Annotated in this window: 28 protein-coding genes; 11 read left to right on the forward strand and 17 right to left on the reverse strand. The window is 47.5% G+C overall.

What is annotated here, in order from left to right:
* Window positions 1-206: 206 nt before the first annotated feature.
* Both H6F52_RS25750 and H6F52_RS11765 read right to left on the reverse strand, forming a co-directional pair.
* Entirely contained in the window at window positions 207-899 is a 693-nt protein-coding gene (locus H6F52_RS25750) for a DUF6717 family protein (protein ID WP_242032544.1), read from the reverse strand.
* Window positions 900-952: 53 nt separating this feature from the next.
* On the reverse strand, window positions 953-1,888 hold the full coding sequence (locus H6F52_RS11765; RefSeq protein WP_190534797.1) for a nucleotidyltransferase domain-containing protein: 936 nt from the start codon (window positions 1,886-1,888) through the stop codon (window positions 953-955).
* 323 nt (window positions 1,889-2,211) lie between these two features.
* On the opposite strand from H6F52_RS11765, the gene egtC reads away from it, so the two are divergent.
* The 3 genes from egtC to egtD all read left to right on the forward strand — a co-directional run bounded on the left by egtC (window position 2,212) and on the right by egtD (window position 5,823).
* Window positions 2,212-3,000: an ergothioneine biosynthesis protein EgtC gene (gene egtC / locus H6F52_RS11770; RefSeq protein WP_190411384.1), complete on the forward strand. Its 789-nt coding sequence runs from the start codon at window positions 2,212-2,214 to the stop codon at window positions 2,998-3,000.
* The gene (locus tag H6F52_RS11775; protein WP_347276210.1) at window positions 2,990-4,282 is read left to right on the forward strand and encodes an SUMF1/EgtB/PvdO family nonheme iron enzyme; all 1,293 of its coding nucleotides are present in this window, start codon (window positions 2,990-2,992) and stop codon (window positions 4,280-4,282) included. The genes egtC and H6F52_RS11775 overlap by 11 nt, the downstream gene beginning before the upstream one ends.
* A gap of 497 nt (window positions 4,283-4,779) precedes the next feature.
* Window positions 4,780-5,823, forward strand: coding sequence for an L-histidine N(alpha)-methyltransferase (egtD, locus tag H6F52_RS11780; RefSeq protein ID WP_190534800.1), 1,044 nt, complete (start codon window positions 4,780-4,782; stop codon window positions 5,821-5,823).
* A 97-nt stretch (window positions 5,824-5,920) separates the two neighbouring features.
* Here egtD and H6F52_RS11785 read toward each other — a convergent pair whose 3' ends face one another.
* Window positions 5,921-6,559 carry a DUF4214 domain-containing protein gene (locus H6F52_RS11785; RefSeq protein WP_190534803.1) on the reverse strand — a complete coding sequence of 213 codons (639 nt, stop codon included), beginning with the start codon at window positions 6,557-6,559 and terminating at the stop codon, window positions 5,921-5,923.
* Between the two features lie 575 nt (window positions 6,560-7,134).
* Here H6F52_RS11785 and H6F52_RS11790 point away from each other — a divergent pair.
* Window positions 7,135-7,371 (forward strand): hypothetical protein, encoded by a 237-nt coding sequence (locus H6F52_RS11790; RefSeq protein WP_190411381.1) that lies wholly within the window; start codon window positions 7,135-7,137, stop codon window positions 7,369-7,371.
* A gap of 204 nt (window positions 7,372-7,575) precedes the next feature.
* Here the strand turns inward: H6F52_RS11790 and H6F52_RS11795 are convergent, their stop codons facing one another.
* Together H6F52_RS11795 and H6F52_RS11800 are read right to left on the reverse strand one after the other, a co-directional pair.
* Window positions 7,576-7,794 (reverse strand): hypothetical protein, encoded by a 219-nt coding sequence (locus H6F52_RS11795; RefSeq protein WP_190411380.1) that lies wholly within the window; start codon window positions 7,792-7,794, stop codon window positions 7,576-7,578.
* A gap of 298 nt (window positions 7,795-8,092) precedes the next feature.
* Entirely contained in the window at window positions 8,093-8,698 is a 606-nt protein-coding gene (locus tag H6F52_RS11800; protein ID WP_190411379.1) for a thylakoid membrane photosystem I accumulation factor, read from the reverse strand.
* Between the two features lie 83 nt (window positions 8,699-8,781).
* On the opposite strand from H6F52_RS11800, the gene H6F52_RS11805 reads away from it, so the two are divergent.
* Window positions 8,782-9,651, forward strand: coding sequence for a FecR family protein (locus tag H6F52_RS11805; RefSeq protein WP_190526763.1), 870 nt, complete (start codon window positions 8,782-8,784; stop codon window positions 9,649-9,651).
* A 96-nt stretch (window positions 9,652-9,747) separates the two neighbouring features.
* Here H6F52_RS11805 and H6F52_RS11810 read toward each other — a convergent pair whose 3' ends face one another.
* Window positions 9,748-9,927, reverse strand: a complete 180-nt coding sequence (locus H6F52_RS11810; RefSeq protein ID WP_190429283.1) for a hypothetical protein — start codon at window positions 9,925-9,927, stop codon at window positions 9,748-9,750.
* Window positions 9,928-10,272: 345 nt separating this feature from the next.
* Here H6F52_RS11810 and H6F52_RS11815 point away from each other — a divergent pair, with 345 nt between their 5' ends.
* Both H6F52_RS11815 and H6F52_RS11820 read left to right on the forward strand, forming a co-directional pair.
* Window positions 10,273-12,150, forward strand: coding sequence for an adenylate/guanylate cyclase domain-containing protein (locus tag H6F52_RS11815; protein ID WP_199300525.1), 1,878 nt, complete (start codon window positions 10,273-10,275; stop codon window positions 12,148-12,150).
* A 15-nt stretch (window positions 12,151-12,165) separates the two neighbouring features.
* On the forward strand, window positions 12,166-12,672 hold the full coding sequence (locus tag H6F52_RS11820; RefSeq protein WP_190534806.1) for a hypothetical protein: 507 nt from the start codon (window positions 12,166-12,168) through the stop codon (window positions 12,670-12,672).
* Between the two features lie 31 nt (window positions 12,673-12,703).
* Here H6F52_RS11820 and H6F52_RS11825 read toward each other — a convergent pair whose 3' ends face one another.
* Entirely contained in the window at window positions 12,704-13,141 is a 438-nt protein-coding gene (locus H6F52_RS11825; protein ID WP_190429281.1) for a hypothetical protein, read from the reverse strand.
* 505 nt (window positions 13,142-13,646) lie between these two features.
* Window positions 13,647-16,307: a DNA mismatch repair protein MutS gene (gene mutS, locus H6F52_RS11830; RefSeq protein WP_190534810.1), complete on the reverse strand. Its 2,661-nt coding sequence runs from the start codon at window positions 16,305-16,307 to the stop codon at window positions 13,647-13,649.
* Here mutS and H6F52_RS11835 point away from each other — a divergent pair.
* Entirely contained in the window at window positions 16,306-16,497 is a 192-nt protein-coding gene (locus H6F52_RS11835; protein ID WP_190534813.1) for a hypothetical protein, read from the forward strand. The two genes, mutS and H6F52_RS11835, sit on opposite strands and share 2 nt — an antisense overlap.
* Here the strand turns inward: H6F52_RS11835 and H6F52_RS11840 are convergent.
* Genes H6F52_RS11840 through H6F52_RS11855 form a run of 4 tightly spaced genes read right to left on the reverse strand, consistent with a single transcriptional unit; the run spans window position 16,484 to window position 19,458 of the window.
* Window positions 16,484-17,347, reverse strand: a complete 864-nt coding sequence (locus tag H6F52_RS11840) for an aminotransferase class IV (RefSeq protein WP_190534817.1) — start codon at window positions 17,345-17,347, stop codon at window positions 16,484-16,486. The genes H6F52_RS11835 and H6F52_RS11840 overlap by 14 nt on opposite strands.
* Before the next feature lie 49 nt (window positions 17,348-17,396).
* Complete coding sequence (locus H6F52_RS11845) at window positions 17,397-18,521, reverse strand: AI-2E family transporter (protein ID WP_190534843.1); 1,125 nt, start codon at window positions 18,519-18,521, stop codon at window positions 17,397-17,399.
* A gap of 54 nt (window positions 18,522-18,575) precedes the next feature.
* Window positions 18,576-19,022, reverse strand: coding sequence for an NUDIX hydrolase (locus H6F52_RS11850; RefSeq protein WP_190534821.1), 447 nt, complete (start codon window positions 19,020-19,022; stop codon window positions 18,576-18,578).
* Window positions 19,012-19,458, reverse strand: a complete 447-nt coding sequence (locus H6F52_RS11855) for a hypothetical protein (RefSeq protein ID WP_190534824.1) — start codon at window positions 19,456-19,458, stop codon at window positions 19,012-19,014. Before H6F52_RS11855 ends, H6F52_RS11850 begins: the two co-directional genes overlap by 11 nt.
* A gap of 326 nt (window positions 19,459-19,784) precedes the next feature.
* Between H6F52_RS11855 and folD the strand changes: the two genes are divergently transcribed.
* The 3 genes from folD (at window position 19,785) to H6F52_RS11870 (ending at window position 22,296) form a co-directional block, all read left to right on the forward strand.
* Entirely contained in the window at window positions 19,785-20,660 is an 876-nt protein-coding gene (gene folD, locus H6F52_RS11860) for a bifunctional methylenetetrahydrofolate dehydrogenase/methenyltetrahydrofolate cyclohydrolase FolD (protein ID WP_190534847.1), read from the forward strand.
* Between the two features lie 146 nt (window positions 20,661-20,806).
* A complete protein-coding gene (gene crtE, locus H6F52_RS11865) occupies window positions 20,807-21,736 on the forward strand; it encodes a geranylgeranyl diphosphate synthase CrtE (protein WP_190534827.1) in 930 nt (309 codons plus the stop codon).
* 104 nt (window positions 21,737-21,840) lie between these two features.
* Window positions 21,841-22,296 (forward strand): divergent PAP2 family protein, encoded by a 456-nt coding sequence (locus H6F52_RS11870; protein ID WP_190428920.1) that lies wholly within the window; start codon window positions 21,841-21,843, stop codon window positions 22,294-22,296.
* A 58-nt stretch (window positions 22,297-22,354) separates the two neighbouring features.
* Here H6F52_RS11870 and H6F52_RS11875 read toward each other — a convergent pair whose 3' ends face one another.
* The 5 genes from H6F52_RS11875 to H6F52_RS25465 all read right to left on the reverse strand — a co-directional run.
* Entirely contained in the window at window positions 22,355-22,963 is a 609-nt protein-coding gene (locus H6F52_RS11875) for a hypothetical protein (RefSeq protein WP_190534830.1), read from the reverse strand.
* A 59-nt stretch (window positions 22,964-23,022) separates the two neighbouring features.
* A complete protein-coding gene (locus tag H6F52_RS11880) occupies window positions 23,023-23,352 on the reverse strand; it encodes an MgPME-cyclase complex family protein (RefSeq protein WP_190436491.1) in 330 nt (109 codons plus the stop codon).
* A gap of 94 nt (window positions 23,353-23,446) precedes the next feature.
* The gene (locus H6F52_RS11885) at window positions 23,447-24,169 is read right to left on the reverse strand and encodes a pyridoxine 5'-phosphate synthase (RefSeq protein ID WP_190534832.1); all 723 of its coding nucleotides are present in this window, start codon (window positions 24,167-24,169) and stop codon (window positions 23,447-23,449) included.
* A gap of 391 nt (window positions 24,170-24,560) precedes the next feature.
* Window positions 24,561-25,037, reverse strand: a complete 477-nt coding sequence (locus H6F52_RS11890) for a CRR6 family NdhI maturation factor (RefSeq protein WP_190411366.1) — start codon at window positions 25,035-25,037, stop codon at window positions 24,561-24,563.
* 337 nt (window positions 25,038-25,374) lie between these two features.
* On the reverse strand, window positions 25,375-25,578 hold a 204-nt coding region (locus H6F52_RS25465; RefSeq protein ID WP_206754035.1), incomplete at its 5' end, for a hypothetical protein.

Consider the following 25,578-nt stretch of genomic DNA (forward strand, 5'->3'; position numbering starts at 1 on the left):
CGCATTGAGAAAGGATGTGCAATGTGTCATCAAGTAAAGTCTTTTACAAAGAGGAAGGTTGCAAAAAGTTAGTTTAGGCTGGATTGCGGAACGAAACCCAACACTCCTAAGCATTAGTTGGACTTCACTGTCGTTCAATCCAACCTACTAATGATTCATTCTTCGTTGCTATCTTCCCAGGAACCTCTTTTCGATTACCCATTCGCTTAATCGCGTAGCTTTTCTGCTTTGCAGTAGAGTTTCCTCGGTGCTTCATTGAAGTATTTAAACAAGGCGGGACATAACCATCCTTCCTTGTTATTTAACTCCCAGCGATACCAATTGCCACCATACTCTTCTCTTACCAAAGTTAGTTCCGCCTGATATCCGGGAAATGGGTTTCCTGAGAACAAAAGCTTAAAACCTTTCTCAGCATTGGGAATCTCTTTAACCAGAAGATCGATCATCTCAGGAATCCCGCTGACAAAAGGCTCTCGGACAAGTCCGACTCGCTCATCATCAAACACCCAAGTGTGTTCGTAGCGATAGGGGAAAATCACCATCATTGCGTTAGACATTGGTTCAGCCTTGCAATAGATTTTCTGTGGCGTTACAGGGAAATACTTAAACAATGCTGGACTTAGCCAGCCTTCTAAATTTTTGGCTTGCCAGCGATACCAGTTACCGCCGTACTGTTCTCTCACCCAAACCAGTTCTGCCTGATACTCTGAAAAAGCGATTGGAGAAAACAAGAGTTTAAAACCTTGAGCAGCATTGGGAATATCTTGAACCAGACTGTCAATGATTGCAGGCATCCCGCTGACAAAGGGTTCGCGGATAAGTCCGGCTGGTTCATAGTCAAATACCCAATAGTCTTCATGACGATAGGGAAAAATCACCATCATTGCATTCGGCATCATCTAAATTCCCTCTTATTTTTTTTGGCGTCTTTTACATCTTTGAAATTCAATTTCTAAACCATACTTCGACGCGCTTTAATCAAAAAAGCATTTGCCTTTTCATAATCCGGACGTTCGGGCAGCGATGTTGTGGCGAAAGCGTCATCAAACTGGCGATGCAAGCTTAGCCGCCAAGCGTTAACTTCCTCCCAAGGCATCTCCCCGTTGCGGATAGCCAGCAGTTGTTGTCGGTGTTCTTCGACGCGAACTGGGACAAAACCCTCTTGCAGCACGGTGATGCCCGACAACAACAGGCGGATTAGATGCATCGCGTGCTTCCATTTAAATTCCCCCTTTGTACGGATATCTTGTTCAAGTTTTTTGAACTGTGACATCACATATCCGTTATATGTCTGGTAAACTAACTGAGAGAGAAAAATAGACCGAATTCCTAACAATTCTTCAGCCAGGGGCATCACCATTTCTACACCTGGTGTGTAGAGGCACTCTAAGACATTCGGATTTGCTTTGAGTGCCAAGGTCAAAAATTTCTGGAGTTCCCAGTAACACTCCTCGTTCTCTTTATTTTCTAACTGCTCCGGAATCCCGTAGAGCGACCAGTGGATATCGGCGGGTGGTAAGTAAATGCCGCGTCGGTCAATATCAGAGTTGGCATTATCTAAACCGTAGGCTCTTGAACCGACGATACAGCGGTAAATGACACACTCGTAAAGGTCAAAATCGGCAAGAACGGCTCCTGGTAGTTGCAGACCTTCTTGTTGCCAAGATGAGTGGATGGTGAGTTCTGAGCGCCGTAGAGACGCCTCTCCCCCGTCTGGAAACTGGACGCGATAGGCGTGGGAGTTGTCAATGGGTGATTTGATAATAACGCCGACGGTGCCGCGCGATCGCGCAATTTCACCCGCAGCATCTAGAATCTCAACACGAGTCACTATCTGGGTTCCAACGGGCAAAATCAGATTGGGGTTAAAGGCTAAACTCTCTGACAATTATTGCTCCCCCTTTGGACTGGTATTCTCCTCTACGCTGCCATAGCCAAAGATGGCGTGTCTACAATATGAAGTATTGTCAAAAATATGAAAGAGATCGCTCTTGCATTTGCAGTATAAGTTGCTACTTTTGGCTGCGGATTCTCTTGGACGACTGATGGTTCAACAAAAATAAGCTTTTCATGTGGAACGACGTTCATCTAACGAACGTCAAACTCATCGGTTTCTCAGCAATTTCCTATCGCCAATTCACCCCAAATCTCAGCCTTTTTTAAGGTTTGGAGCTTAATCTCAACCATTAATGTAGGAGCAAACCCTAGAAAATGTGCCGTATACTTGGCTACCTCGGTTCGCCTATTCTACTGGACTGCCTTTTGTCCAAACCGGAACACTCGCTGATTGTCCAAAGCTATGAACCCCGCGAGATGACCTCTGGTGTCGTTAGTGCCGATGGTTTTGGAATTGGCTGGTATCACGCCCAAAAAGAGACCGACCCCTTTATCTACAAAAATTTGCTGCCCATTTGGGGTGATACGAATGTCTCCAACCTCAGCCGTTATATTGAGTCGGGATGCGTCCTTGCCAATGTTCGCAGCGCTACTACTGGTCAGTCAGTAGATTTGAGTAACTGCCAGCCGTTTCGTTCCGAGCGTCTCTTGTTCACACACAATGGTGCGATCAAAAACTTTCGCAAGACACTGTATAAACCGATTCGGAGCCGACTGAGCGATGAAATTTACCAATCTATTGACGGCACGACAGACTCCGAGCATATGTTTGCCTTATTCCTGAATGAATTGGCATCTAACCCTGGGATGAGCTTGGAAAAAGCACTGTACAAAACGTTGATGACTTTAACCGAGTTAGCGGATGCTTACCACACACCAATCTCTGCCAACATAATTGTCACAGATGGACATCGGATGGTTGCCTCGCGCTTTGCTCAGGGAACAAATGTTCCCTCACTGTATTGGCTGCGGGACGATCCTATCTTTCCAGAAGCAGTAGCGATCGCATCTGAACCATTGTTTACTGGCAACTGGATCGGGTTCCCCGAACAAAGCATGATTAGTGTGGGAGAAGACCTTGAAGTTCAAATCCATCAACTCTGAAGTAGCCAGAGCGAGTACCCTTGATGAGCGGCGGCAACAAATCAAACAATCGATGCAGCGCTGCCGTGCCGGTACTTTAGCACTATTTGAAGGCATCAACTACGACACCTTCTGTCGTCAGGTGCATCCCGACTTTAGCCCGATTGGCTGGCATTTAGGGCACATTGCTTACACCGAGGCTTTGTGGCTGCTGGTTCGTACTGCGGGTAAAACGCTAGAACTTCCCGTTTCTAAGGGGGGACAAAATGCGATCGCTGGTTATCAACGCTTATTTGCGGCGGATGGCTTACCCAAAATGCAACGGGTTTATTTACCCCTGCTCACTGAAATTCGCTGCTATCTGCACACAGTTAGAGAACAGGTATTCGATTACCTGGAAGTTGCACCTTTAGATGAGCAAGAACGCCTTTGGCGCTGGTTAATTCAGCATGAGAGCCAGCATAGTGAAACTATCTCTTTCGTGCTGCAATTACAGCGTCGAGACGCCCAATTCCACGTAGGAAATCGTGCTAACCTACCGGAAACGTGCAATCACCCCATCTTAGAGGAGATGGTTGAAATTGCGGCGGGTGAGTTTGAGATGGGCAACGAGTCCATCGAAGCTTTAGACAACGAGCGTCCAGTTCACCGAGTTTACTTGGATACCTACTGGATTGACCGTTATCCCGTCACTTGCGGACAGTACCGGGCGTTTATGGAAGCGGGAGGATATCAAAATGCCCGATGGTGGACAGAAGCTGGGTGGAAATGGCTGCAAGAAAATCCCGTGAATCAGCCCCTATACTGGGCACCTGACACAGCTTGGGATAATCATCCAGTCTGCGGCGTTTCCGGGTACGAGGCACAAGCGTATGCCCGATTTGTGGGGAAGCGACTGCCAACCGAGGCAGAGTGGGAAAAAGCAGCCAGTTGGGATGCGATCGCACTGTGTCGCCGCACATATCCCTGGGGCGAGGCTGAGTTAGACCTAGAGCGATGTAACCACGATAACTTGGCAGGGCAAACGACACCCGTAAATGCTTATCCCTCTGGGCAGAGTGCCTATGGTTGCTACGATATGCTCGGCAATGTCTGGGAGTGGACTTCTACCTGCTTTGATGGCTATGACGGTTTTGTCAGTTACCCTTACGTTGGTTATTCCAAGACTTATTTTGATGGAGAGCATCAGGTATTGAGAGGTGGTAGCTGGGCGACTCGTCCCGCCGCTTTGCGCTCTAGCTTCCGCAACTGGTATTATCCGAGCGTCCGTCAGATTTTGTCTGGATTTCGCTGTGCGAAGTAGCTATATCTATAGCGGTTTTAATTCAAGTGCAATAGACACACTCGGAACCTCACCCCCAGCCCCTCTTGAACGGAGAGGGGAGAATATTGAACTTCTCTGGGTAAATGGGGAAGAGCTGGGTGGGGTTAAACCGTACTGCATCCAATCGGTATTTCTCCCTCTAATTGATGAGAGCTAGGGGAATCTGACCGAATTTGCTTGACTCGATTCCCCCAACCCCCGCTAAATTAGGAGCTAAGAAATAGTGGTACATGGCGTTTCAATCATGTATCAACACAGCCCGATTTTTTATTTACTGAAATAAGCTGCCGATTTATCAGGAAAATGTATAACAAGTAGCCTGAGTCTAAATACATCTAGCTCAGGCATGATTTTATTCAATATAGCTTTGTGTTTCACTAGCTGACGGTTATAGCCAACTATTTTGACCCTCGCGATCGCGTAAAAGCAGATGCCGCAATGATTCGGCTGTTCGCGCCCACACAAACGGAGGATAAATGACAATTTCTAAAACTGCAAGCGGTAAAACTGCTTCCCAATCTACGATAGAAAAACGCTTGCAGATAGAGCATCTACTCAGCGCCACGGCACAGTTACAAAATCAAGAAATTGACGGAACTGATGTTGTGAAGGGTTTAAGTGAGACTCCCAAATCTCTGACGCCGCGCTATTTCTACGATGACAAAGGCTCCCAACTATTTGAGCAAATTTGTGAGTTACCTGAATATTATCTAACGCGCACAGAAACAGCTATTTTACAAAAGTGCGCGGGTGAAATTGCTCAGTTGACGGGGGAAAGCGAACTGGTAGAACTGGGAAGCGGTAGCTCAACAAAAACCCGGATTCTGCTAGATGCCTACCAAGAAATCGGCTACCCACTGCGCTATCTGCCAATTGACGTGAGTGCTGGCATTTTAGAAAGTAGTGCCAGGGAATTGCTAGTTGATTATCCCTCCCTCCAGGTTCACGCTTTAGCCAGCACTTATGAATTGGCATTGACACGACTGGCACCGACGCAATTGCCTAGTCGAACGATCTGTTTTTTGGGTAGCACCTTGGGTAATTTAAATTCTCAAGAATGCGATCGCTTCTTCACCCAAATTGCCGAGGCTCTGGAAGAGGGCGAGTATTTCTTACTCGGAATAGACCGGCAAAAACCAAAACATTTGTTGGATGCAGCCTATAACGATAGCCAAGGCGTGACGGCGGCGTTTAATCTGAATATCCTGCACCACCTGAATCGGCGCTTTGATGGCAATTTTGACCCTTCTCAGTTTGAACATTGGGCGTTTTACAACGAATCCGAGCATCAAATCGAGATGCATCTGCGGAGTATGCGATCGCAAACTGTCACACTTAACGCCCTCAATTTAACGATTGAATTTGAAAGCGGCGAGACCATCCTCACGGAAATTTCCCGCAAATTTAACCTCGACGCCATGCAACAGGAACTTCAGACAAGAGGGTTAAAAACACTCCAAATTTGGAGCGATCCGAATCAGTGGTTTGGCTTATTGCTTTGTCAACTACAACCTATGTAGGTAATCACCAGCATAACTTCTCGCTTGTCTAAAGGCGCACCTGTGGATGCGCCTTTAAGTTGAAACTTACTGTAAGGAATACAGCAAGGAGAAAAGTTTATTGACCTCTTCTCGATCTGGCTTCTCTACTTCTGGAAATATCCTGACGGATTCGATCGAGCGACCAACCGTCTGCTAAACGTCTTTTGTACGTTCTCAGTCCTTCACGATCGGCATTACGACCTAGCTCACCTTGATAAAGTCGGTTAATCGCTTGTTCTGCTTCTGAACTGTCAGCAATGTCACGACGGACTTTCTCCAGTGACCAACCGGATTCTACCCGTTGTCTATACATCCTCAGTCCTTCACGATCGGCATTACGACCTAACACATTTCGATAAATTCTATTAATGTTATTGGAGACGTTTGACCGATTGCGGCGATAGTCATAACTGCCATCCCGGCGATCGCGTCGATAGTCATAATCGTCATTCCGGCGATCGCGTCGATAGTCATAATCGTCGTTACGGCGATCGCGTCGATAGTCATCATCTCGGTCATAATCGTCTTGCCTTGACGACTCTCCTCGATCCCAACAAATCCCCAAAAAACAGGTTTGCTCCCTCCGTCCTCTTTCAGGCTCAGCAGCCGCAGGATTTGCTGATAGGACGACTGGAGCAATTATCAGTGCAGATAATACAGTAACCGTAGCAGCAGATCTGAGAGAGCGTGCTGTGGTGTGCATTCCAATTTTCATAATTTTCCCCTCAAGGAAATTTAAAAGTCAGAGAATATTTTTCTTTGTGGCATATATTCGCTCTATTTTCCGGGTCTCAACTTCCTACGATGGAATAACCCAATTGGGTGAGATCGGTTAAATTTCGCCAGAGAAATTTTCCTCGAAACAAGCCAAGGTCGAGTTCAGAGAACCGCCTTAAGACAACTGGAAAATCTCTAGCATAGCGATCGCGCGGATACCGGATTAAGCTAGATAAATAAATACGATCGCAAATCGTCTAATTTTGTTCCCGCTGCTAACCCTAAAATTGGGAAAAGGCGAGCTTTTCAACTGGACAAGGAACGACAGCCAGATGAGAGCGATCTCATCCGGTTAGCAGATAGTAATCCTTAAGCGGTTAAATGCCAACGGTTTAGATACCCGATTTCTCTCTCGAAGTCGGGTATCTCTCATTCAGAAATCATTTAGGATTGCTAGATAAAGGCAGACCCAATGAAACAGCAAAAAATAACGACCGATTTTGTGTAGAACTTTTACTTCTTAAAGCTTTATCAGTTCAGTATTATCTATTCCTCTGACTGGAGAAAATCTCAATGCCGAAAGCCAGCATTTGTGTTAATGCCAAAACACCCGAACAAGAGTTAGTTAAGGAATGGATTAAGAAGTGGAAAGGCAAGATCCGATATTTGTCCAATAACGAAGGGTGCGGCTGCTGTATTGACCTGTATCAGGTAGATGCTCCAGCCGAGGTACTGAATGAACTACCCGCAAAAGTCTTTGCCTCTAGTGAATGGTCAAATTGGTCGCCAAAGTCGCGAACAACTCGCTAACAGGCGCTACCAAAGACCGGCTTATGGTAGTAGATGACCCTAATCATTAGTGCAATCGTCGATTTTTAATTCCTACTACTTGGTAGCGAATAGACCAATGGAGATAAGGAATAATTTTCTTTTTCAAAAGTCAATAATTTCAGAGAGAGTCGCAGTAATTACGATTAAAAAAGGTACCGAATAATCAAGATTTACATTCAGAAGCTAAAATTCATTAACCAGCGCCAGACGTCCCCGACGAACCGCATAAAGCATTCGGTTCAGCAAAAGTTGTTCATCTTCGCTGAGAGAATTTTCAAGCAGTGCTGTTCTGAGTACGCAACGGTCTGTAATTGTTATCTGACCTGATTCAGCAACTTTGGCAGATAAGTCAATGATTGCAGACGGTAAAAGACAGGCTTGAGAAAAAATCGAAGAATTCATGGTTAAGATTGCTGCTATTTGATACTCAGGTTATTGGTTCAAAACAGCACCTAACTCAATCTATAGCTAGAGATTTAATATAATTTAGATTACAGCTCAAGATAGAAGTTTAGTATTTGCACAAAACTTTGAATCACCCCTTTTGAGCAGGAATCGAGTTTTTTGCTACTGAAGAAACTGAAGAAGTGAGAGCAAACGAACACTTTGCTAAATTTGTCAAGGATTTTGTCTTGTGAGTTGAGCGATCGCGCCTGTCGGAAATTGAAACAGTCAAGATTCTCCACCCACAAAACTCCACTTACTTCGCTAACTCCGTATTAAACTCATTCACGAGTCGCCGCTTCAGCTCCACCGATTCTGAGCGAGGTAACAAGTTAAACACTTCACGGAAAACATCGTCTACTTTCTCAAACGCCACCGTACCCTTTTGGTTGAGGACAACTTCGCCCTTCTGGTTTAGCAAGACTGTTTGGGGGACGAGGCCTTCGTAGTAGTAGCCCGGTTCCGTAGGTGTAAAGTTGGATTGTACTGGAATCGAATCTACGTCGATGGGGATGAAATCAGCGGCTCGACCATAAAAAGCTTGAAGCTGCGAAACGACGATTGCGTGTTGCTTGCAATCGCTACTGTCGTCCACGTAGAACACCAACAATGCCGGTTTACCTCCTTTAAGAGAATCTGCCAATGCCACTCGCGGGGGAACCAGCGAGGCATTGCCGCCATAGAGGAGAAAAACATTCCCGTCAAAGTTGTCGTCGTTGATACCCGCTAAAGCTGATGGCGTCCCCAGCAGGCAGCTGAAAGAAACAACCAGTGTCAAGAGGCAACTCAAAAAAAACTGCCGCCAGGAACGGCGAGAAGCTGTCAGAATCCTGATTTGAAATTGTTGCAAGCGAAGAATCATACCAAAGTTGCTGTAGAAACCTTTTTTCTTTCAGTAGTCCTTAAATCGTCTTTGCGTTCACCCGTTATGGCTCCCGATTCTCTATGAAGTTCCCTGTTTTTCCAGTCACCCTACTAGGATTATCCCTGTTAGCCGGTAGCTTAGTCCTTACTTCCTTATCGTTTATCTCCGAAAGTGTCCGAGCTGCGGTTAGTCCACGCTCGATAGAAGTCAAAGAAACGAACGGTACGGTAACAACTCAAGGAAAGCCAGTGAAAGTTGGCGATCGCTTGCAGGCATCCGGTAGTCTCAGCACCAACTTCGACGCCAGTGCTGTTTTGGCGATGGAAGATGGCATCGGTACGGTTCAGGTTTCCGAAAACACCAACGTGCAAGTCAAGACTTTAAAGACAAGTAAGGATGGTAGCAAACAAACGCGCCTTTATATGGATAAGGGACAGGTCAGCGCCAAAGTGCGATCTTTTACTAACCCTAACTCTAGCTTTGAAGTGGAGACGCCTGGGGGCGTTGCTGGGACGAGAGGCACAGAATTTGGCGTCACCGTCGGTTCCAATGGGAAAACTGGGCTTTCAACTATCCGAGGCAAAGTAGCCTTTAGTGCGCGAGGGAAAACTGTGTTGGTAGAGCCGGGGTATTCTGCTTTAATTGTTCCGGGACAGGCTCCAACGATTCCCAAGGTGACAACGGGTGACACGAGACTGAAATTACAGGTTCTATCGGTGACAGGCGATGGTCAAGTTAGAGTCACTGGAACGGTAGACCCAATCAATTTAGTGTTAGTGAATAATCAGATTGTGGATACGGGAGGCGAGGGACAACTCGATACGGTGGTGCCAATCCCGTCTAATCGGCAGCTGAGATTAGTCGTGCGGAATCCTTTGGGCAATCAACAAGTTTATGAATTGGAAATTCCGAATAGTGCGGGGACATCGGAGAATCCTGTGAATCAATAATTTTTATCGGATAGCCTTTTCCTCTCCTTTTTAGTCGGAAAAGACGAGGCAGCAACCCACGAATTCGCGTTCTCAATCTGAGTTTGGGAACGCGAATCAATTGGCAAAATCCTCCGCACGAGTGAGGTGAAAATTCTCAAGGGCATGAGTTACTGGAGAAGTCGTCAAAGAACTTGAAAGCGCCAATACTGTGACGCGATCGCGTATCTCGTGATGCGATCGCGTTTTGTCTGAATCAAGCTTGTAGCAGTTCTCACTCTTAGTGCATATATACACACTCGTAACCTCACCCCCAACCCCTACGGTGTATACACATCTTTGATTAATTGGCAAAACGTTGATTGATCCCCCTAAATCCCCCTTAAAAAGGGGGACTTTGACTTAATTCGCCCCCCTTTTCAAGGGGGGTTGGGGGGATCAAAACGGGACTTGCAAGTTCAAGAAGACTTGTGTATACACGGTAGCCTCGTTCAAGGCAAAGGGCAGGGGTGGGGTTAAACCGTACTGCATCCAAGAACAGAGAATTGCTATAACTTCAGTATTCCATCAGGGGCATTTACCATCCGGTGAGCGTGCGGAACGCTTGGGAAAAGTCCGTATGTTTCCAGGCAAGCAATCACGATGGTTGATGTTTTTGATGGAATCAACGTGTTAATCAAAAATTGGTTTAAAAAAAATCAGCGTTTTATTTCTAGCAGTCAATCAATCGTTCCGGGCGCAATGGTCGGTTTATTGTCTGTCGGGTTATGGCAGATAGGGGCATGGCAACCCCTGGAACGGCTTGTATACAGTGCGCTGTTTCAAGCTCGTAGCGCCAGTATCTTACCGCAGACGAATTGGGATCGTCGGGTCGCGGTGATTGCGATTGACGATGCGAGTTTAAAGAAATACGGGAAATTTCCTTGGTCGCGCGATCGCTATGCCCAATTGTTGCAGAAGCTAGAACCAGCCTCTCCAGCAGTCATTGGTTTCGATGTGTTGTTCGTCGATCCAGGCCAAGGGGATGAGAAATTTGCCAAAGCGATCGCTAAATCTGGCAATGTCATCTTGGCAACGGCTTGGGACAATCGCGGGCAACCTCTGGAAATATTACCCGAATTAAAAAAAGCGGCACTTGGGGAAGGTCAAATTTGGCACAATCCCGACGCAGACGGCATTAGCCGACAGGCAGCCCTCTTTTTTGGCACCAAACCCGCTCTCGGTTTAGCAATGCTGCTAGAGGCACCAGAGGCGGTATCCCTGCCTCATCTGGCTGAGGTTCAGAGGCGTAAAGATGTCTGGATTAACTGGCCTGGGCCAACCCAAAATGTCTCCACCTATTCTTATGCCTCAATCATGGAAGGCAAAGTTGACGCGAAAGCCTTCGCCAACAAGTTTGTTTTAGTCGGTGTCACGGCAACCGCTATCGATCGCTTGCGATCGCCTTACAATCAAAATCCCCCGACCGCTGGAGTTTATCTTCATGCTGCGTTAATTGATAACTTGCTGAACGACAAGCTGCTGCACACGCTGCCTAAAACAACAGTAATGCTCTTGTTGTTGGGGATTGCCCCGATTACTAGCTGGCTGTTGTTAAAACAGGGAGTGTGGGCGCGAATGGCGATCGCTATTTTGTTACCGAGTGGTTGGGTAATCTTTGCCCTGAGTGCCTTCATCGACGATGGCTGGTGGTTGCCCATCGTCGCACCTGTGGGAACCTCGATCGCTGCTGGGATCGGCGTTCAGCTGCGAGAACAATATGAAAAGCAACAGCTGATGAGTTTGTTTGCCAAGCACGTTGCGCCAGAAATGGCTGACCTCATTTGGCACCGGAAAGACGAAATCTTCCACAAAGGGAAGCTGCAAGCCCAAGAAATGATGGTCACGGTTTTATTTGCCGATATCCGGGGTTTTACCAGTATTTCCGAGAAACTACCGCCGGGGGAATTAATCGAGTGGCTGAACCTGTTCCTAGACGCCATGACAGATTGCATCATGGATCGTGGCGGTGTGATCGACAAATATATTGGGGATGCAATTATGGCGGTTTTCGGGATTCCGTTTTCGCACACCACGCCGGAAGAAATTCAACAGGACGCCCTAAATGCGATCGCGGCAGGAATTGCGATGCAAGAACGACTCAAAAAGCTCAACCAGCGCTTCCACAACGCTAACAAGCCTACGATTGAGATAGGGATTGGCATTCACACGGGTCCAGTGGTTGCCGGAAGTGTGGGAGGTTCCCGACGCCTGAATTATTCAGTCTTGGGGGATACCGTCAATGTTGCCGCCAGACTGGAACCGATGAATAAAGAAGTAAAAATTCACAACCCCTACCAAATGATTGTCAGTGGCAGTACATTTGCTTATGCAAGCGATCGCTATCACGGGCCTGCTGTCCGCGCCATTCAACTGCGGGGACGAGAACAGGCAACAATTATTTACTGCATCCAGGGAGAGAAGGTCAACTTGGCAGATCCAGCGGAAGCGCTCGCACCCCCACTGAATATTTCAGCCTAAAGCGGCACACCCAGCGTGAAATTTCTTTTAACTTCACCGTTTGAAGAGGATTTGTGCATCTACTCGCGATTAGCAGATATCTTGATTAAACCCACTTTTACACAACCAATCGCTGACAACAAACTAACAGCTAATTTTCAAACTTTTCCTAGAGTCAGTAAGTTGATTATATTAGCTGCGGTTAGTTGGATTATTTGGAATTTGCAAGCGTCAAGCGTGCAAGCATCGCCCTGTTCCGAGCTACTGAATATATCGCAAAGACCCGGTTTTAATACTCGTCAGGAAGGCAATTTAATCGTTCTGGGACGCCTGCCTAAATATCACTATGTGGTCGTGGTTCCCTCCGGAAGTGAAGCCACGCTGGAACAAGTGCGTCAGTGCGTACCCGATGCATTGATCGCCAAGTCAAATTTAGGAAATTACATTTTAGCGGGGTCATTTCCCGACCAATCCAGTGCGAAAAGTATCTATTATGCATTGCGATCGCTGAGACTAGATGCACGAATTATATACGTTCGATAGCGATCGCCAGTAACCTTCCCTACTTTCCGCTCTATTGATTGGGTGTGACGCCTTGAGCCAGCTTCACCATCGAGCCAGATGCATTTGTGCGATAAATCCAGCGGCGTTGCCCATTCCCTACCGTGACTTGCCAGCCAGGAACTTGCATCTCGGTGCAAAGCACCTCCAAGTTATTAATATCTAAGCAGTCATCAGACCAAGTTTGCGGTTGAGTTTGGACAATATTTAGCGCCGACTTTGGCAACCCTGAATGTTGAGACACGTCCTGCAAAACCGCATTCTGAACCGATGTTAATAAACTAACCCCAGAACGAGGATTTGAAATCGTAACTTTGCGATTGGGGAGCGTTAGTGTAGCGGTCAAAGATAAAATGCCCGTCAACACCAAAGCCTGAACAATTAGGCTTAGCTGGCTAGCCTTTTGAGCGATAGTTTCTGTGGGAGAGGCAGGGGTAGTAACTTCTTCCATAGCAAACATTGACAGGGGTGCTGTTATTACAAAGGGCATTAATTGTATTGGTAGAATATGCACCCAGATGCTTACAATTTCCGGAAAAAATTAAAGGTTCCGGCAAATTAAGTATGAATTGACTTGCAGATTGCTTTTCCCTAATTCCTGAAGCGAGCCTTCTCGTTAATGCTGCGAATCTCCTTTTGGAGATGCCACCTTTCGGAACGCTAACTCGTTTATAGTTGCTACGAAAAGTGCTAATGCGTACTGGTTGATAGGAATTCAGACACTAACACCCTGCAAATAAGTTCCCTAATTAATCTTTTTTTAGTAGAACTACGGTGCCCGATCCCTAATACTAATGTGCGCCCTCTAGGTGCCTAAATGAAACCCAGAAACTACTGAATTGTTAGCAATTTTGTATAAAGATTTACTGATTTTAGTCCCGCTTGATTATTTATCAAGTGGACTGAGTATGAGGAAAATAATCTTGCCAAAAAGACAGAAGTATGCATTTTCCTCTCTAGAAGGTAGATGATTCCTCTACCTGCCCACCTTGGCGCAGCCCGATAGCAATTTTGCTATGCTTTTCAATTTGGCTCATCACCTGCTTGGCGCGTTGAATCACGGGTGCGGGTAAACCTGCTAGCCGCCCTGCTTCGATGCCATAGGAACGGTCAGCGCCTCCCGGTTGCACCTGATGCAAAAAGATAATTTGGTCGGGTAACTCCTTCACCGTCACCTGGTAATTTGCCACATTCGGCAAAATTGAAGCAAGTTCGTTCAATTCGTGGTAATGAGTGGCAAAAATCGTCCGCGAGCGAATTTCACTGGCAAGATGCTCCGCCACCGCCCAAGCAATCGAAAGACCATCAAACGTAGCCGTCCCCCGACCAATCTCATCTAAGAGAACCAGAGACTTCGCAGTCGCATGATTGAGAATATTCGCCGTCTCGTTCATCTCCACCATAAAAGTAGATTGACCCGTCGCCAAATCATCTACAGCACCAACACGGGTAAAAACGCGATCGCATATTCCCAAAGTCGCCGCCCTAGCTGGCACAAAACTACCAATTTGTGCCATCAACTGAATTAACCCCACCTGCCGCAAATAGCAACTCTTCCCACTCGCATTCGGACCCGTCAAAATAATTAAATCCGGTCTTTCTTCTACCCCCCTGATTCCCCCCGCAAGCGGGGTGAGGTTCTCCCTCTCCGCTTGCGGGGAGGGCTGGGGTGGGGTTAACTCCCCCCTCCCCAACCCAGTCGAATTCGGCACAAAAAACCCAGGTGGCAAAGACTGCTCAACCACCGGATGACGCCCATCACTAATCCGAATTTCCCGACCTTCCACCATCTGAGGGCAGCAATAACCCTGATAAACCGCCACCTCAGCCAAACCACACAACACATCAGCCGCCGCCACCGCACGAGAAATCGTGCGAATTTGTTCAGCGTATTGCCCCACCTCTTCTCTTAAAGAAGTAAAAATCTCATATTCCAGGCGATTTAAGTCATCCCGCGCCGTCAAAATCCGCGCTTCTCTCTCCTTCAACTCCGGAGTAATATAGCGTTCCTCATTCGTCAGCGTTTGCTTGCGGATGTAGTTATCGGGAACTTGGTCAGCTTTGGTACGAGAGATGCTGATGTAGTAGCCGAATGTCTTATTAAAGCCCACCTTCAGCGTGGAAATTCCGGTTCGCGCCTTCTCCGTCACCTCCAAATTCGCCACCCATTGCTGATCCTCTTGGGCAAGACTTCGCATTTCATCCAACTGGACATTCACATTGGGGCGAATCAAACCGCCTTCCTTGATATGGATGGGAGGCGCGTCTACCAAATGGGCGCTGAGTCGCTTTGCCAATTGTTCCAATTCCGGCGGCACCTTCTGCAAAGCTCTCATAAACGGAGAGCAAGCATCCGCCACCAGTTCCGCTAATTCCGGCAATTTTGCCAGAGAATCTGCTAAAGCAACTAAATCCTTCGCATTTGCCGTGCCGGAACCAGCGCGACCCGTTAGCCGTTCTAAATCGTAAATTTGTCGCAACAGTTGGCGCAAATCTTGCCGCAGGAAGCTATTTTCGACTAATTCTTGAATCGTATCTTGCCGCGCTGCAATGCCTTTGATATCCAGTAGCGGTTGCAGCAACCACCGCCGCAAGGCACGTCCCCCCATCGCTGTGCTAGTTCTATCCAACGCCCAAAGCAGGGAACCGTGAAAGGTGCCATCCCGCACCGTTTGCGTAATTTCTAGATTGCGGCGGGTTTGGTGGTCGAGAATTAGATAATCGCTGAGGGTGTAGGTGCGGAGGAACTGGAGAGGAACGAGGTTTTCTTTCTGGGTGTCTTCCAGATATTCCAGCAAACCACCCGCAGCGCGGACAGCCAGGGGGAGGTGTTCGCAACCGAGTCCTTCTAGACTTCGTACTTTAAACCGCTGCAATAGTCGATGTCTCGATTCACCCGCCGTAAAAGGAGTTTGCGATCGCAATGCATAACAAAAAGATGGCGGCAAACAACTCGGTAAATGCTCGGAAGTCTCCCCCGGTCGCAGCAAACTGCCCAAATCTGGCGCATTTGTTGGCACCAAAACTTCAGAAGGCTGCAAACGCATCAATTCTTGCGTCAAATGCTCTAATTCGCTCGATTGAGTAGTTAGAAATTCCCCAGTAGAAATATCTGCATAAGCTAAACCCCAATGATTTCCGGCAATCACCACCGCCGCCAGGTAATTATTGCGACGCGCATTCAGCATCCCTTCTTCCAGCAACGTACCGGGGGTGAGAATCCGCGTCACTTCCCGCTTCACCAGCTTTCCAGGGTCAGTATCGGCAGAGTCTTCTACTTGGTCGCAGATCACCACCGCATATCCCTTCTCCACCAGCTGAGTCGTGTAGCGTTCCCAAGCATGGTGCGGCACTCCCGTCATCGGCACCCGACCAATTTCTCCCGCTTGCTTGCTGGTGAGGACAAGTTCTAATTCTCTCGATACAGCGATCGCATCCTGAAAAAAGGTTTCAAAGAAGTCTCCCACCCGGTACAGCAGCAGCGCATGAGGATACTTATCCTTCACTTCTACGTAATGGTGGTACATCTTACTCAGCTTGCTGCGATCCACCAGTCGTGAGTCAGCGTTACGGATTTTGGGTTCGGTCGGGGTAGATGCCGAGTCAGGAACGTTCATGGAAAGTCAGTGCTACGCCGTGGTCTTTAATGACTTTACCGCACGTATCTCTTGCCGTTGTTTGCAGTTTGTTAACCTGAAATCTTGTACTGAACGTCTTCACCCGCCAGGGGATGTAGAGGCGCAATTAATCGTGTCTCCACAAAAGGAAGTTTGCGAGATGCTAAAAATCGTTCCTACTGGTGCGTAATTTCGCGAAATTCCTTCAAGAAGCGTCGAAATAGAGGATGATTTGCCGAATCATATTCATAAGGATGAATACTTGCTAATGGCTTCAACTCCATCATCGTCGCAGCCAGAAAAGCTCCGTCAAAATTCCCTAATTCCTCTGGTCGCACATCCCGTTCAACCACTTCAATTCCTAATTCCCCTGCAATATCAAGCAGTGTGGCGCGGGTGATACCAGGGAAAATATTCGCAGTCAGCGCAGGCGTAATTACTCTATCCTCTTGCAGAAGAAAAAGATTAGCTACTGCCGCTTCAGTAATTCTGCCTTGTTGGTCAAGCAAAATAGCATCATTAAATCCAGCCACTTCAGCAGCGCGACGAGCTAAATAACTGTTTACATAAGTTCCACAGAGTTTCCACGCCACTGGAATTGCATTACCAGAAACCCGTTCATAAGGGGAGATGTGGCAAGTCAGAGATTTATCAACATCGCGAGGAATCGTCACCGCCAAGATGGTTACATCGACTGGCATTGTATCGTTAAAGTTCAGTTGAGGCACCGAACGATAAACAATCGGTCGGATATAGTAATTTGTTGCCGGAACTGCCTCTAAAAGTCCCAGAATACCTGCTTTCAGGTCTTCGTTCGACCAAGAAAAACCCAAACCAATATGTGTAGAACCATTGCGAAGGCGATCTAGATGTGCATCTAAGCGATGAATGTAATAGCGATCGCGATTCCAATAAGCCATGATCCCATCAAAAACGCCGATACCTAAATGCAGAGAATGGCTAGCAATAGAAGGCGCAGCATTTTCCCGTTCAACTAACTTTCCGTTATGCCAAACTATCGGCGTTGATTCAAGAAACATTTATTAGTCTTGCCTTCTCAAGGGGCATTTGTACCAATTAAAACAGTCATCAACTCCCGGCATCGCTCGCTAAGCTATTGGGCGCTATGATAGGCGAAACATTTAAGGGTGTAGAGTCAGATTCAATCTCCTCTATCTCGCTCCATTTTCCGTCGCGCAAGCTATCTGCGGTACTTTTAATGAAACTCGCTAAAGGTACGGCAATTAATAACCCCAATAGCCCTCCCAGCTTCGCTCCTATCAACAGCGAAAGCAAAATCCAAACAGGATTTAAGCCAGTAAAACCACCTAAAATGCGAGGCGCGATGAAATTAGCATTGATTTGATCGATGGCGGCGGCTACAGCTAACACTTCCACCCCTAGCCAAAAATTTTGTAATGCTACTAGCAGACTAACAATGCTGATACCGATTCCGGCACCAAAGGGAAAAAGAGCCAAAAAACCAATTGCAATTCCAAACAATAATCCTAACGGCACTCGCAAAGCCAGAAATGCCAGCGTAATCACACATCCGCTCCAAGCAGCGAACGTCGCCTGACCGATAAAATAATTATGGAAATCTTCGCGGAGAGCTTGCCTTACTTGGGAACTAAAGCTAGCCGGAAACCACTTAAAAATTCCGTCCCAGAGACGATCTCCATTTAATATTAGATAGAAAGTTAGAACCACTGTTAGCAGAACATTGACAGCAGTGCCAATCGTATCAAAGGCAAAATTAAGAATTCTACCCGTTACGTTTTGAAGTTGACTGGATAATCGGTCTGTAAGTTGAGTAACGATTCCGCCTAAATTAATCGGAAGTTGCTGAGTTTCAGCCCAAATTTGAAAAGCTTGGAGTTGTTGCCTCCCCGAATCAATCCAACTAGGCAAGATATTAGCCAGTTCGTTGAGCTGTTGCCAAATAATCGGAACTAAGGTAAGTCCCAAACCTACCAAAATTAGCAACGCCACTAGGGAAACAGCGACGACCGCATTGTTCCGTTTAACTTTTTGTTGCTGTAAAAACCGGATAGGATAGTCTAATACAAAAGCCAGCAAGAGGGCGGCAACAAAAACGTTAACTAGAGGTTGAAAATATTGCAACACGAGTAGCAATAGCCAACCATTGAGAACGGCGAGGGGAAATGCCAATCCTAAAACGACCCATCGCGGTAATTTGTTTGCTGATTGCATCATGTTGAGGTTTTGAAATCGGGATTCATAACAACTAAAAAGTTATGCTTCTGGCTACACAGTCAATTGAGGAAACTTGTCCATAAAATCCAGTAAAATTTTTTGGTGAGGAGTGCCTAACGGTCGTACTTGCCTAGCTTTTTCAGAGTAACCCTCGCCGCGTTGAATTTCTTCAGGCGTTAATAAATCCATATCCCAACCTTCTCCTAGCACTAGCTGGTTAAGTTCCACGGGAAGCGGTGCCTGATAGACATGGCGAAGAACGTAGGTATCGGGATAATAGCCAAATAATGATAACGCGGGCGGTGTATAGCCGATTTCCTCCAGCAGTTCCCGCTTGATGGCTTCTTCTGGGGTTTCTCCTGGTTCGAGGTGCCCGCCAAAAAATGCCCAGTGTCCGGGGTAGAGAATACCGGGGATGTTGTCGCGCAGCTGGAGGAGAAATTTGCCGTGGCGATAGAGGATGGCGATCGCTACCTCAACAATTGGTTTATTTTTCATAGCTTCCTTCCGGTAGTAAAGGCACTCCCTTTTTCGCTGGCTTCCGCTCTAGCTGTTCCTGCTGCTGAAGAAAAACTTCTCCTAAATCTTTCCCTGCGAAGGGAATGCTTTGATACTGTACTTTCCCCTTGATTAAAACTTCATCTCCTCTATCGGGGAGATTCTGGCTGGTGAAAACCCATATTTTTCCCGTCGCATCTCGCAACTCATAAGCGCCGCTTCCCACAAAAGGCGCTTGAGATGCTACCTTGCCTTCCAAATAAACCGTTGGGTTGCCCTCATAACTCTGTTGAAGATCGCTAATACTGGTGATCGGGACACTGCGGTTGTTAAACAGACCCAATCCAGACTGAGCCACATGACCGCAGCCGAACAACCCACCTAAAAGTAGTGTGGTGGTGCTGAATTGCAATACCCGGATTTTGACTGACCTCATATCTTGCATCGGGGAAATCTCAAGTTTCTCACTATTTCGGTATTAATACTTATCCCTATCCAGATGGCTCTGACTGGTACAAATATAGTGAATCTTCCAAAGATTTACAGTCGGGCAGGACTGTCTCAAATAAGATTAAACGCAAAGAAGGCGAAGGAAATCCCCCCAAGATGCAGCTACAAGGCAAACGGAAAAACGCGATCGCGTTACTTTTCTCTCATTATCCTTTGGCAGTAAGGGTGGGAAATCTGCGAAACTATCCTATGACAGATGCGCTCTGTTTCATCCCCAAAGAACGAATTCCTGCCCATATTCCTGACACCACAATGGACGAATCAATCGCCCAACTATTAGACGGTAAAGCCCTCGCTGAACGAATTTACGGACAGCTACAAGAGCAAATTCAGCAAATACAAGCCAATGCGGGACGCCCGCCGGGACTCGCAGTGCTGATGGTTGGCGATAATCCAGCCAGCGCTGCTTACGTGCGGAATAAAGAACGCGCCTGTGCCAAAGTCGGGATTGCCTCCTATGGTTCCCATTTCCCGACGGAAACGACCGCTTCAGAACTAGAGCAAGTAATTCAAAACCTGAATCAAGATGAGCGGGTTGATGGAATTCTCGTTCAGCTGCCCCTACCTAGCCACTTAGACGCTGTTTCCCTGCTGCATCGAATCGATCCAGATAAAGACGCCGATGGGCTGCATCCCCTTAACTTAGGGCGGCTGGTGCGCTCTGAAGCTGGTTTACGCAGCTGCACGCCAGCCGGAGTCATGCGCCTGTTGCAGGAATACCAGATTGATGTGAAGGGGAAACAGGCAGTGGTGGTGGGGCGCAGTATCCTTGTGGGCAAGCCGTTGGCTTTGATGCTCTTAGACGCAGACGCCACCGTTACCATCGCCCACTCGCGATCGCACGATCTCCCAGCCATTACCCGCAGCGCTGATATTCTGTTGGCAGCCGTGGGGCGTCCAGCGCTGATTACCGCCGAGATGGTCAAACCTGGTGCGGTCGTCATCGATGTCGGCATCAATCGCGTCACCGACGACGCCGGTAACTCCCGTTTAGTGGGAGATGTCCACTTTGATTCCGTCAAAAAGGTCGCGCAGTTTATCACCCCAGTTCCCGGCGGGGTTGGCGCGATGACCGTCGCCATGCTGCTGCAAAATACAGTCTGGAGCTACAGCCAGCGCTATCTCTAGTTTTGATTGAATCAAGACAGTTTGAGGCGCGAGGATTCTGGACGAATTCCATCACTTAACACCGATCGCTCATAATTCGTAACTTTTTGTGACCCAAAGCCCCGTAAAATTGTTACGGAAACGACTGTGCTACAAGGAATCACGGGATGTTAGCGACAGATGACCTTCATGCTCCCAAAGGTGAATCAGCGACCTTTGACCTTTCAACCTACCTGACTCAACAACAAGCTCTGGTAGAAGCAGCTCTGGATAGTTCCCTCCCAGTCACATATCCAGAGAAAATTTATGAGGCGATGCGCTACTCGCTTTTGGCTGGAGGCAAGCGCCTGCGTCCAATTCTTTGCCTTGCCAGCTGCGAACTGGCTGGAGGCACCCTAGAAATGGCGATGCCCACTGCCTGCGCCCTGGAGATGGTTCATACCATGTCCTTGATTCACGATGACTTACCGGCGATGGATAACGACGACTACCGGCGGGGCAAATTGACCAACCATAAGGTTTATGGTGAAGATATTGCCATTCTGGCGGGGGATGGTCTACTGACATACGCCTTTGAGTTCATTGCCTCAAATACCCAGAATGTACCGGCAGCGCGAGTGTTACAGGTGATTGCTCAGTTAGCCAAAGCGGTTGGTGCTGAGGGATTGGTGGGCGGTCAAGTCGTTGACTTGGAATCTGAAGGAAAGCCGGATATTCAGGAAGAAACGCTCACTTTCATTCATACCCACAAAACAGGTGCGCTACTAGAAGCTTGTGTGGTCTGCGGCGCGATTTTAGCGGGAGCAGAATTGGAAACCTTACAACGAATGTCTCGCTATGCCCAAAATATTGGGTTGGCGTTTCAGATTGTGGATGACATTTTGGATATCACGGCGACTCAGGAGGAGTTGGGGAAAACTGCTGGGAAAGACATCCAAGCCCAAAAGGCAACTTACCCGAGGCTTTGGGGACTTGAGGAATCAAAAGTTAAGGCTCAGCAACTGATTGACGCCGCCAAAGGAGAACTGGCAACCTTTGGAGAAAAAGCTAATCCCCTGATTGCGATCGCAGATTTCATTACTACTCGCACTCACTAGAAAATAAGCAGGATGATCCGTTTATTTCATCCTGAGTTCTCGACCCCTCACTCCTTAACGCTCATACGAACCATGCTGCTCGCTTTTACCCAACGCAAAACAAAATGCAGGAATTTGCCCACATCCTAGAAAACCATGTGCTACTGGTTGCGACCGTAGCTTGTTTAATTGCTCAAGCATCCAAGCTGATCATCGACTTAGCCCAACATGGCAAGGTGAATGTGCGCGTCTTAGTTACCACTGGCGGGATGCCAAGCGCTCATTCAGCATTGGTAACAGCGCTGGCAACCGGCATTGGACAAACGGTGGGATGGGACAGTATTGAATTTGCACTAGCCACCATTTTTGCCGTTATCGTCATGTACGATGCCGCTGGCGTCCGTCAGGCTGCGGGTAAGCAAGCTCGCATCCTGAACCAAATTATCGATGAGCTATTTCAAGAACATCACAAGTTTAACGAAGACCGTCTCAAGGAGTTACTGGGACATACGCCGTTTCAGGTGATTGTCGGTTCAGCACTCGGCATCGCTGTCTCCTGCTTAGCAGGGCCAGCGTATTAGCGAGCGATCATTAGTGATTAGCGAGTGACCAGGACTAATGACCGCTCGCTACGATTGGCTATTTACTCACCACTGATGACCTGAGCAGTGTCACTCGGCGGCTATCGACTAGCATTACCAAAAAACCGCGATCGCTCAATCTTCTTAAAGCCGAATTTGCCTCATTTGAATTGGTTGTGTAAACCGCCAGTAAATAAGGACGTTGGACATAGGAAACCAAGCCAACATCGCGACCCAACATCTGCCGTACTTGAGCCGCTACTTCCGGTTTGCTTGAATAATCCACCAACACCGCATAACCAGCACCGAGTGCCTGCGGTTTATAGGTGGGTGCATTTGGATTTGCCGGTGCCTCTGGAGGTCGGAGAACGAAAGCCGATAGCCCAACAATCTCATTCAGATAACGTGCCCAACCGTTGGCATCTTCCACGCTCCTGAAGCCACCAATCCGCGTCATCGTATCTTCAAGATATTTACAAGTTGACGTACTTGTGTTGTTAGGCAACGTTCGTTGAATTTGCTCTTGACTTTCCCTCGTTTGGCTTCCCACTAATACCAAATACTCGCCTTGGGGAGGCGGCTGGCAAGTGGGAGGCGACGATTGAGCAGAAGCAACTGCACCCGGCAAAAGAAAAAAGGCAAAAGGCAAAAGAAAGATTTTTTTCATGTTTTCAGTTTTTCCTTTTTGCTTTTTTCCTTAATTTTTAACTGTTTACTTTTGCCTTCTCAGGAAACGGATGCGAGGGAAGCAAGTGGATTAGGGATACTTTGGGAAGGTGCCTGAAATTCCCCGCTCAGCACAAACTCTAACCGCAGCTTTAACCAGGTAATAAATTGGGAATTCGTAGAAATGACTGCCACAGAAGGTTGAGGGCACTGAGACTTAATTGCTGCCATTTCCGGTGCCTCTAAAAATGCCGGTTGCTTGACTAGCCAAAAATCAATTTCTTTTTCTTGTTCGTGGTAGTTACGGGTACGCTCTTTGAGGACTTCATCCAAGGGTTCTTCTTCGAGTAAAAAGCGTTGGCTAGCCAGAACGTAGTAGTAATTTTGCATCTTAATAGGTTGTTAATGGGTAATGGGTTGTTAGCAATCGATGATGAGTCATTAGCGAGTGACTAAGGACTCATGACTCATGACACTTCAGTTGTTACCAATGACCGAACATTGCTTGTTTCATCTCTCGAACGGCTCGTTCTATTCCGACAAGAGCTGCCCGACTAATAATGGTATGACCAATATTGAGTTCTTCCATCCCTTCAAGGCAAGCAACAGGGTAAACGTTCCAGTAGGTAAGACCGTGACCGGCGTTGATCCGGATGCCAGCAGCACGCGCTTGCTCGCATCCTTTGGCTAACACGGCTAATTCCTTCTCTCGACTGGCTTCATCTGCTGCTTCGGCATAGCAACCCGTGTGCAGTTCAATGAACTTCACCTTAATAATCGCAGCTGCCATAATCTGACCGGGATCGGCGTCGATGAACAAGCTGACGGGGATTCCGGCGTCTTGCAACTTTGTCACCATTTCCCCAATTCGGTCGATTTGACTGGAAACATCCAATCCGCCTTCTGTCGTCACTTCTTCGCGTTTTTCGGGCACGAGAGTGACGTAATCGGGTTTGATGTCGAGAGCGATCGCGACCATTTCTTCGGTGGGTGCCATCTCCAAATTTAAATGAGTCCGCACTGTCTGCCGCAGTAATCGCACATCTCGGTCTTGAATATGCCGCCGGTCTTCCCGCAGATGCACCGTGATCCCATCGGCACCGGCAAGTTCTGCCAGCACCGCTGCTGTCACCGGATCTGGCTCTACTGTCCGTCGTGCCTGCCGAATGGTGGCAATGTGATCGATATTGACGCCAAGTGTAGGCAACGGAACCTCTCCCAATGTTTTAGAGTCTTCCGCAATTGATTTTAACCTGAAACGCTGGAAGGCTATCTTTAAAAAGGAGTTAGGACTGAGGAGTTAGGACTGAGGACTGAGGGCTGAGGGCTGAGGGCTGAGGAGTTAGGACTGAGGAGTTAGGACTGAGGGCTGAGGGCTGAGGAGTGAGTGAAAGACGGCTGAGGAGTTAGGAGTTTAGGACTGAGGGCTGAGGAGTGAGTGAAAGACGGCTGAGGAGTTAGGAGCTAGGCTGATCTGCTATCTATGTATCTATAGCAATAGTAATCCCATGTTAGTTGTGAGATACCAGTGGTTTAGATACCCGACTTTTTGGAGAAGTCGGGTATCTCGCCTTTACAAAGCATTTAGGACGGCTATATCAGCCGATTAACTCAAAGAAGGCATCATCCAGCTCATAGCCCAGCATTTTAGCCATTGACTTTACACGAGAGGTGCTGGGGATTCCCATCTGCTTCATCCATTGTGTCAAGACAAAGATTTTTTGCATCACAAAAATCTCTAGGGCTTCGGGATTGTACTCAATCCCTTCTGTCCGATTGAACTGGTGTGGCACGAGCATAGCAGTGTAGCGGGCGAGTTCACCGGATTTCCAATCCAGCAGAAAGGGCATCCAGGGATATTGGGCATCTAAGCGAATAAACCATAGACGGACTTCTGGGATTTCGGAGAGTTCTCGTGGATCTTCCGGTTCGCGGGGATAGTCAATCTCAAAACGCAGTTGCTGTTCCGAGGATGCGATCGCTCCCTCTTGGAGCAACTTTTCGATCGCCGACTGCACCGGCGACAGATCCAGAGTTTGAATTAAGTCAGAATTGAGCGCGATTGCTGTCGTCATTGAACCATTGTTAAGGTGACACACTTTGAATGCCGACAATAGCGCTGGCTAGCGCTGGCTTCTCTCTACATTGTTGCAGCCTTGCTCCGTCACGTCAGTCCCAGCTCTAAATTAGTTGTCCCACGCTTTGTGTCGGGCTAGCGGCAATTCGCCTGATGTCCCTTGATAGCTTTTCCACCGTCATTTCCCTTTTTGACCAGGGTAGAAAGGAGCTTTAGCTGTAAGATGTCGTTAGCTTTTTGTTATCCCCGCTGTTATAACTGCGTTAACAGACATTTTGTTTGGCGATATTCTCTCAGCGCGATCGCACTTAATCTTACTTAATCGCACTTTAGTCTTATATTCTTTCAGCAACCATACGGCGTACAGGTTTGCAATCTTTACAATACAGGCAACTTGAGTCTTCGCTTCCAGGTTTTTCAGCATAGCCCTCTTCTGTCACTTTCCGAGTATTCTGAATAAAAGGATTAAAAGAAAAAACTCTGGAAGGTAAGTAGGGCAATGGATGTAGAATTACAAATTCTGAAACATTTAGCAAGAG

The organism is Coleofasciculus sp. FACHB-542, from assembly GCF_014695825.1.
Classification (GTDB): domain Bacteria; phylum Cyanobacteriota; class Cyanobacteriia; order Cyanobacteriales; family FACHB-T130; genus FACHB-T130.

What these genes read in the sequence shown, in the direction of transcription:
- H6F52_RS11840 (WP_190534817.1), bottom strand. Translation starts at nt 17,347, where the DNA reads ATGTTTCTTGAATCAACGCCGATAGTTTGGCATAACGGAAAGTTAGTT.
- egtD (WP_190534800.1), top strand. Translation starts at nt 4,780, where the DNA reads ATGACAATTTCTAAAACTGCAAGCGGTAAAACTGCTTCCCAATCTACG.
- H6F52_RS25750 (WP_242032544.1), bottom strand. Translation starts at nt 899, where the DNA reads ATGATGCCGAATGCAATGATGGTGATTTTTCCCTATCGTCATGAAGAC.
- egtC (WP_190411384.1), top strand. Translation starts at nt 2,212, where the DNA reads ATGTGCCGTATACTTGGCTACCTCGGTTCGCCTATTCTACTGGACTGC.
- H6F52_RS11815 (WP_199300525.1), top strand. Translation starts at nt 10,273, where the DNA reads ATGGTTGATGTTTTTGATGGAATCAACGTGTTAATCAAAAATTGGTTT.
- H6F52_RS11800 (WP_190411379.1), bottom strand. Translation starts at nt 8,698, where the DNA reads ATGATTCTTCGCTTGCAACAATTTCAAATCAGGATTCTGACAGCTTCT.
- H6F52_RS11880 (WP_190436491.1), bottom strand. Translation starts at nt 23,352, where the DNA reads ATGCAAAATTACTACTACGTTCTGGCTAGCCAACGCTTTTTACTCGAA.
- H6F52_RS11855 (WP_190534824.1), bottom strand. Translation starts at nt 19,458, where the DNA reads ATGAGGTCAGTCAAAATCCGGGTATTGCAATTCAGCACCACCACACTA.
- H6F52_RS11870 (WP_190428920.1), top strand. Translation starts at nt 21,841, where the DNA reads ATGCAGGAATTTGCCCACATCCTAGAAAACCATGTGCTACTGGTTGCG.
- H6F52_RS11875 (WP_190534830.1), bottom strand. Translation starts at nt 22,963, where the DNA reads ATGAAAAAAATCTTTCTTTTGCCTTTTGCCTTTTTTCTTTTGCCGGGT.
- H6F52_RS11850 (WP_190534821.1), bottom strand. Translation starts at nt 19,022, where the DNA reads ATGAAAAATAAACCAATTGTTGAGGTAGCGATCGCCATCCTCTATCGC.
- folD (WP_190534847.1), top strand. Translation starts at nt 19,785, where the DNA reads ATGGACGAATCAATCGCCCAACTATTAGACGGTAAAGCCCTCGCTGAA.
- H6F52_RS11790 (WP_190411381.1), top strand. Translation starts at nt 7,135, where the DNA reads ATGCCGAAAGCCAGCATTTGTGTTAATGCCAAAACACCCGAACAAGAG.
- H6F52_RS11805 (WP_190526763.1), top strand. Translation starts at nt 8,782, where the DNA reads ATGAAGTTCCCTGTTTTTCCAGTCACCCTACTAGGATTATCCCTGTTA.
- H6F52_RS11795 (WP_190411380.1), bottom strand. Translation starts at nt 7,794, where the DNA reads ATGAATTCTTCGATTTTTTCTCAAGCCTGTCTTTTACCGTCTGCAATC.
- H6F52_RS11835 (WP_190534813.1), top strand. Translation starts at nt 16,306, where the DNA reads ATGGAAAGTCAGTGCTACGCCGTGGTCTTTAATGACTTTACCGCACGT.
- H6F52_RS11825 (WP_190429281.1), bottom strand. Translation starts at nt 13,141, where the DNA reads ATGGAAGAAGTTACTACCCCTGCCTCTCCCACAGAAACTATCGCTCAA.
- crtE (WP_190534827.1), top strand. Translation starts at nt 20,807, where the DNA reads ATGTTAGCGACAGATGACCTTCATGCTCCCAAAGGTGAATCAGCGACC.
- H6F52_RS11845 (WP_190534843.1), bottom strand. Translation starts at nt 18,521, where the DNA reads ATGCAATCAGCAAACAAATTACCGCGATGGGTCGTTTTAGGATTGGCA.
- H6F52_RS11785 (WP_190534803.1), bottom strand. Translation starts at nt 6,559, where the DNA reads ATGAAAATTGGAATGCACACCACAGCACGCTCTCTCAGATCTGCTGCT.
- mutS (WP_190534810.1), bottom strand. Translation starts at nt 16,307, where the DNA reads ATGAACGTTCCTGACTCGGCATCTACCCCGACCGAACCCAAAATCCGT.
- H6F52_RS11890 (WP_190411366.1), bottom strand. Translation starts at nt 25,037, where the DNA reads ATGACGACAGCAATCGCGCTCAATTCTGACTTAATTCAAACTCTGGAT.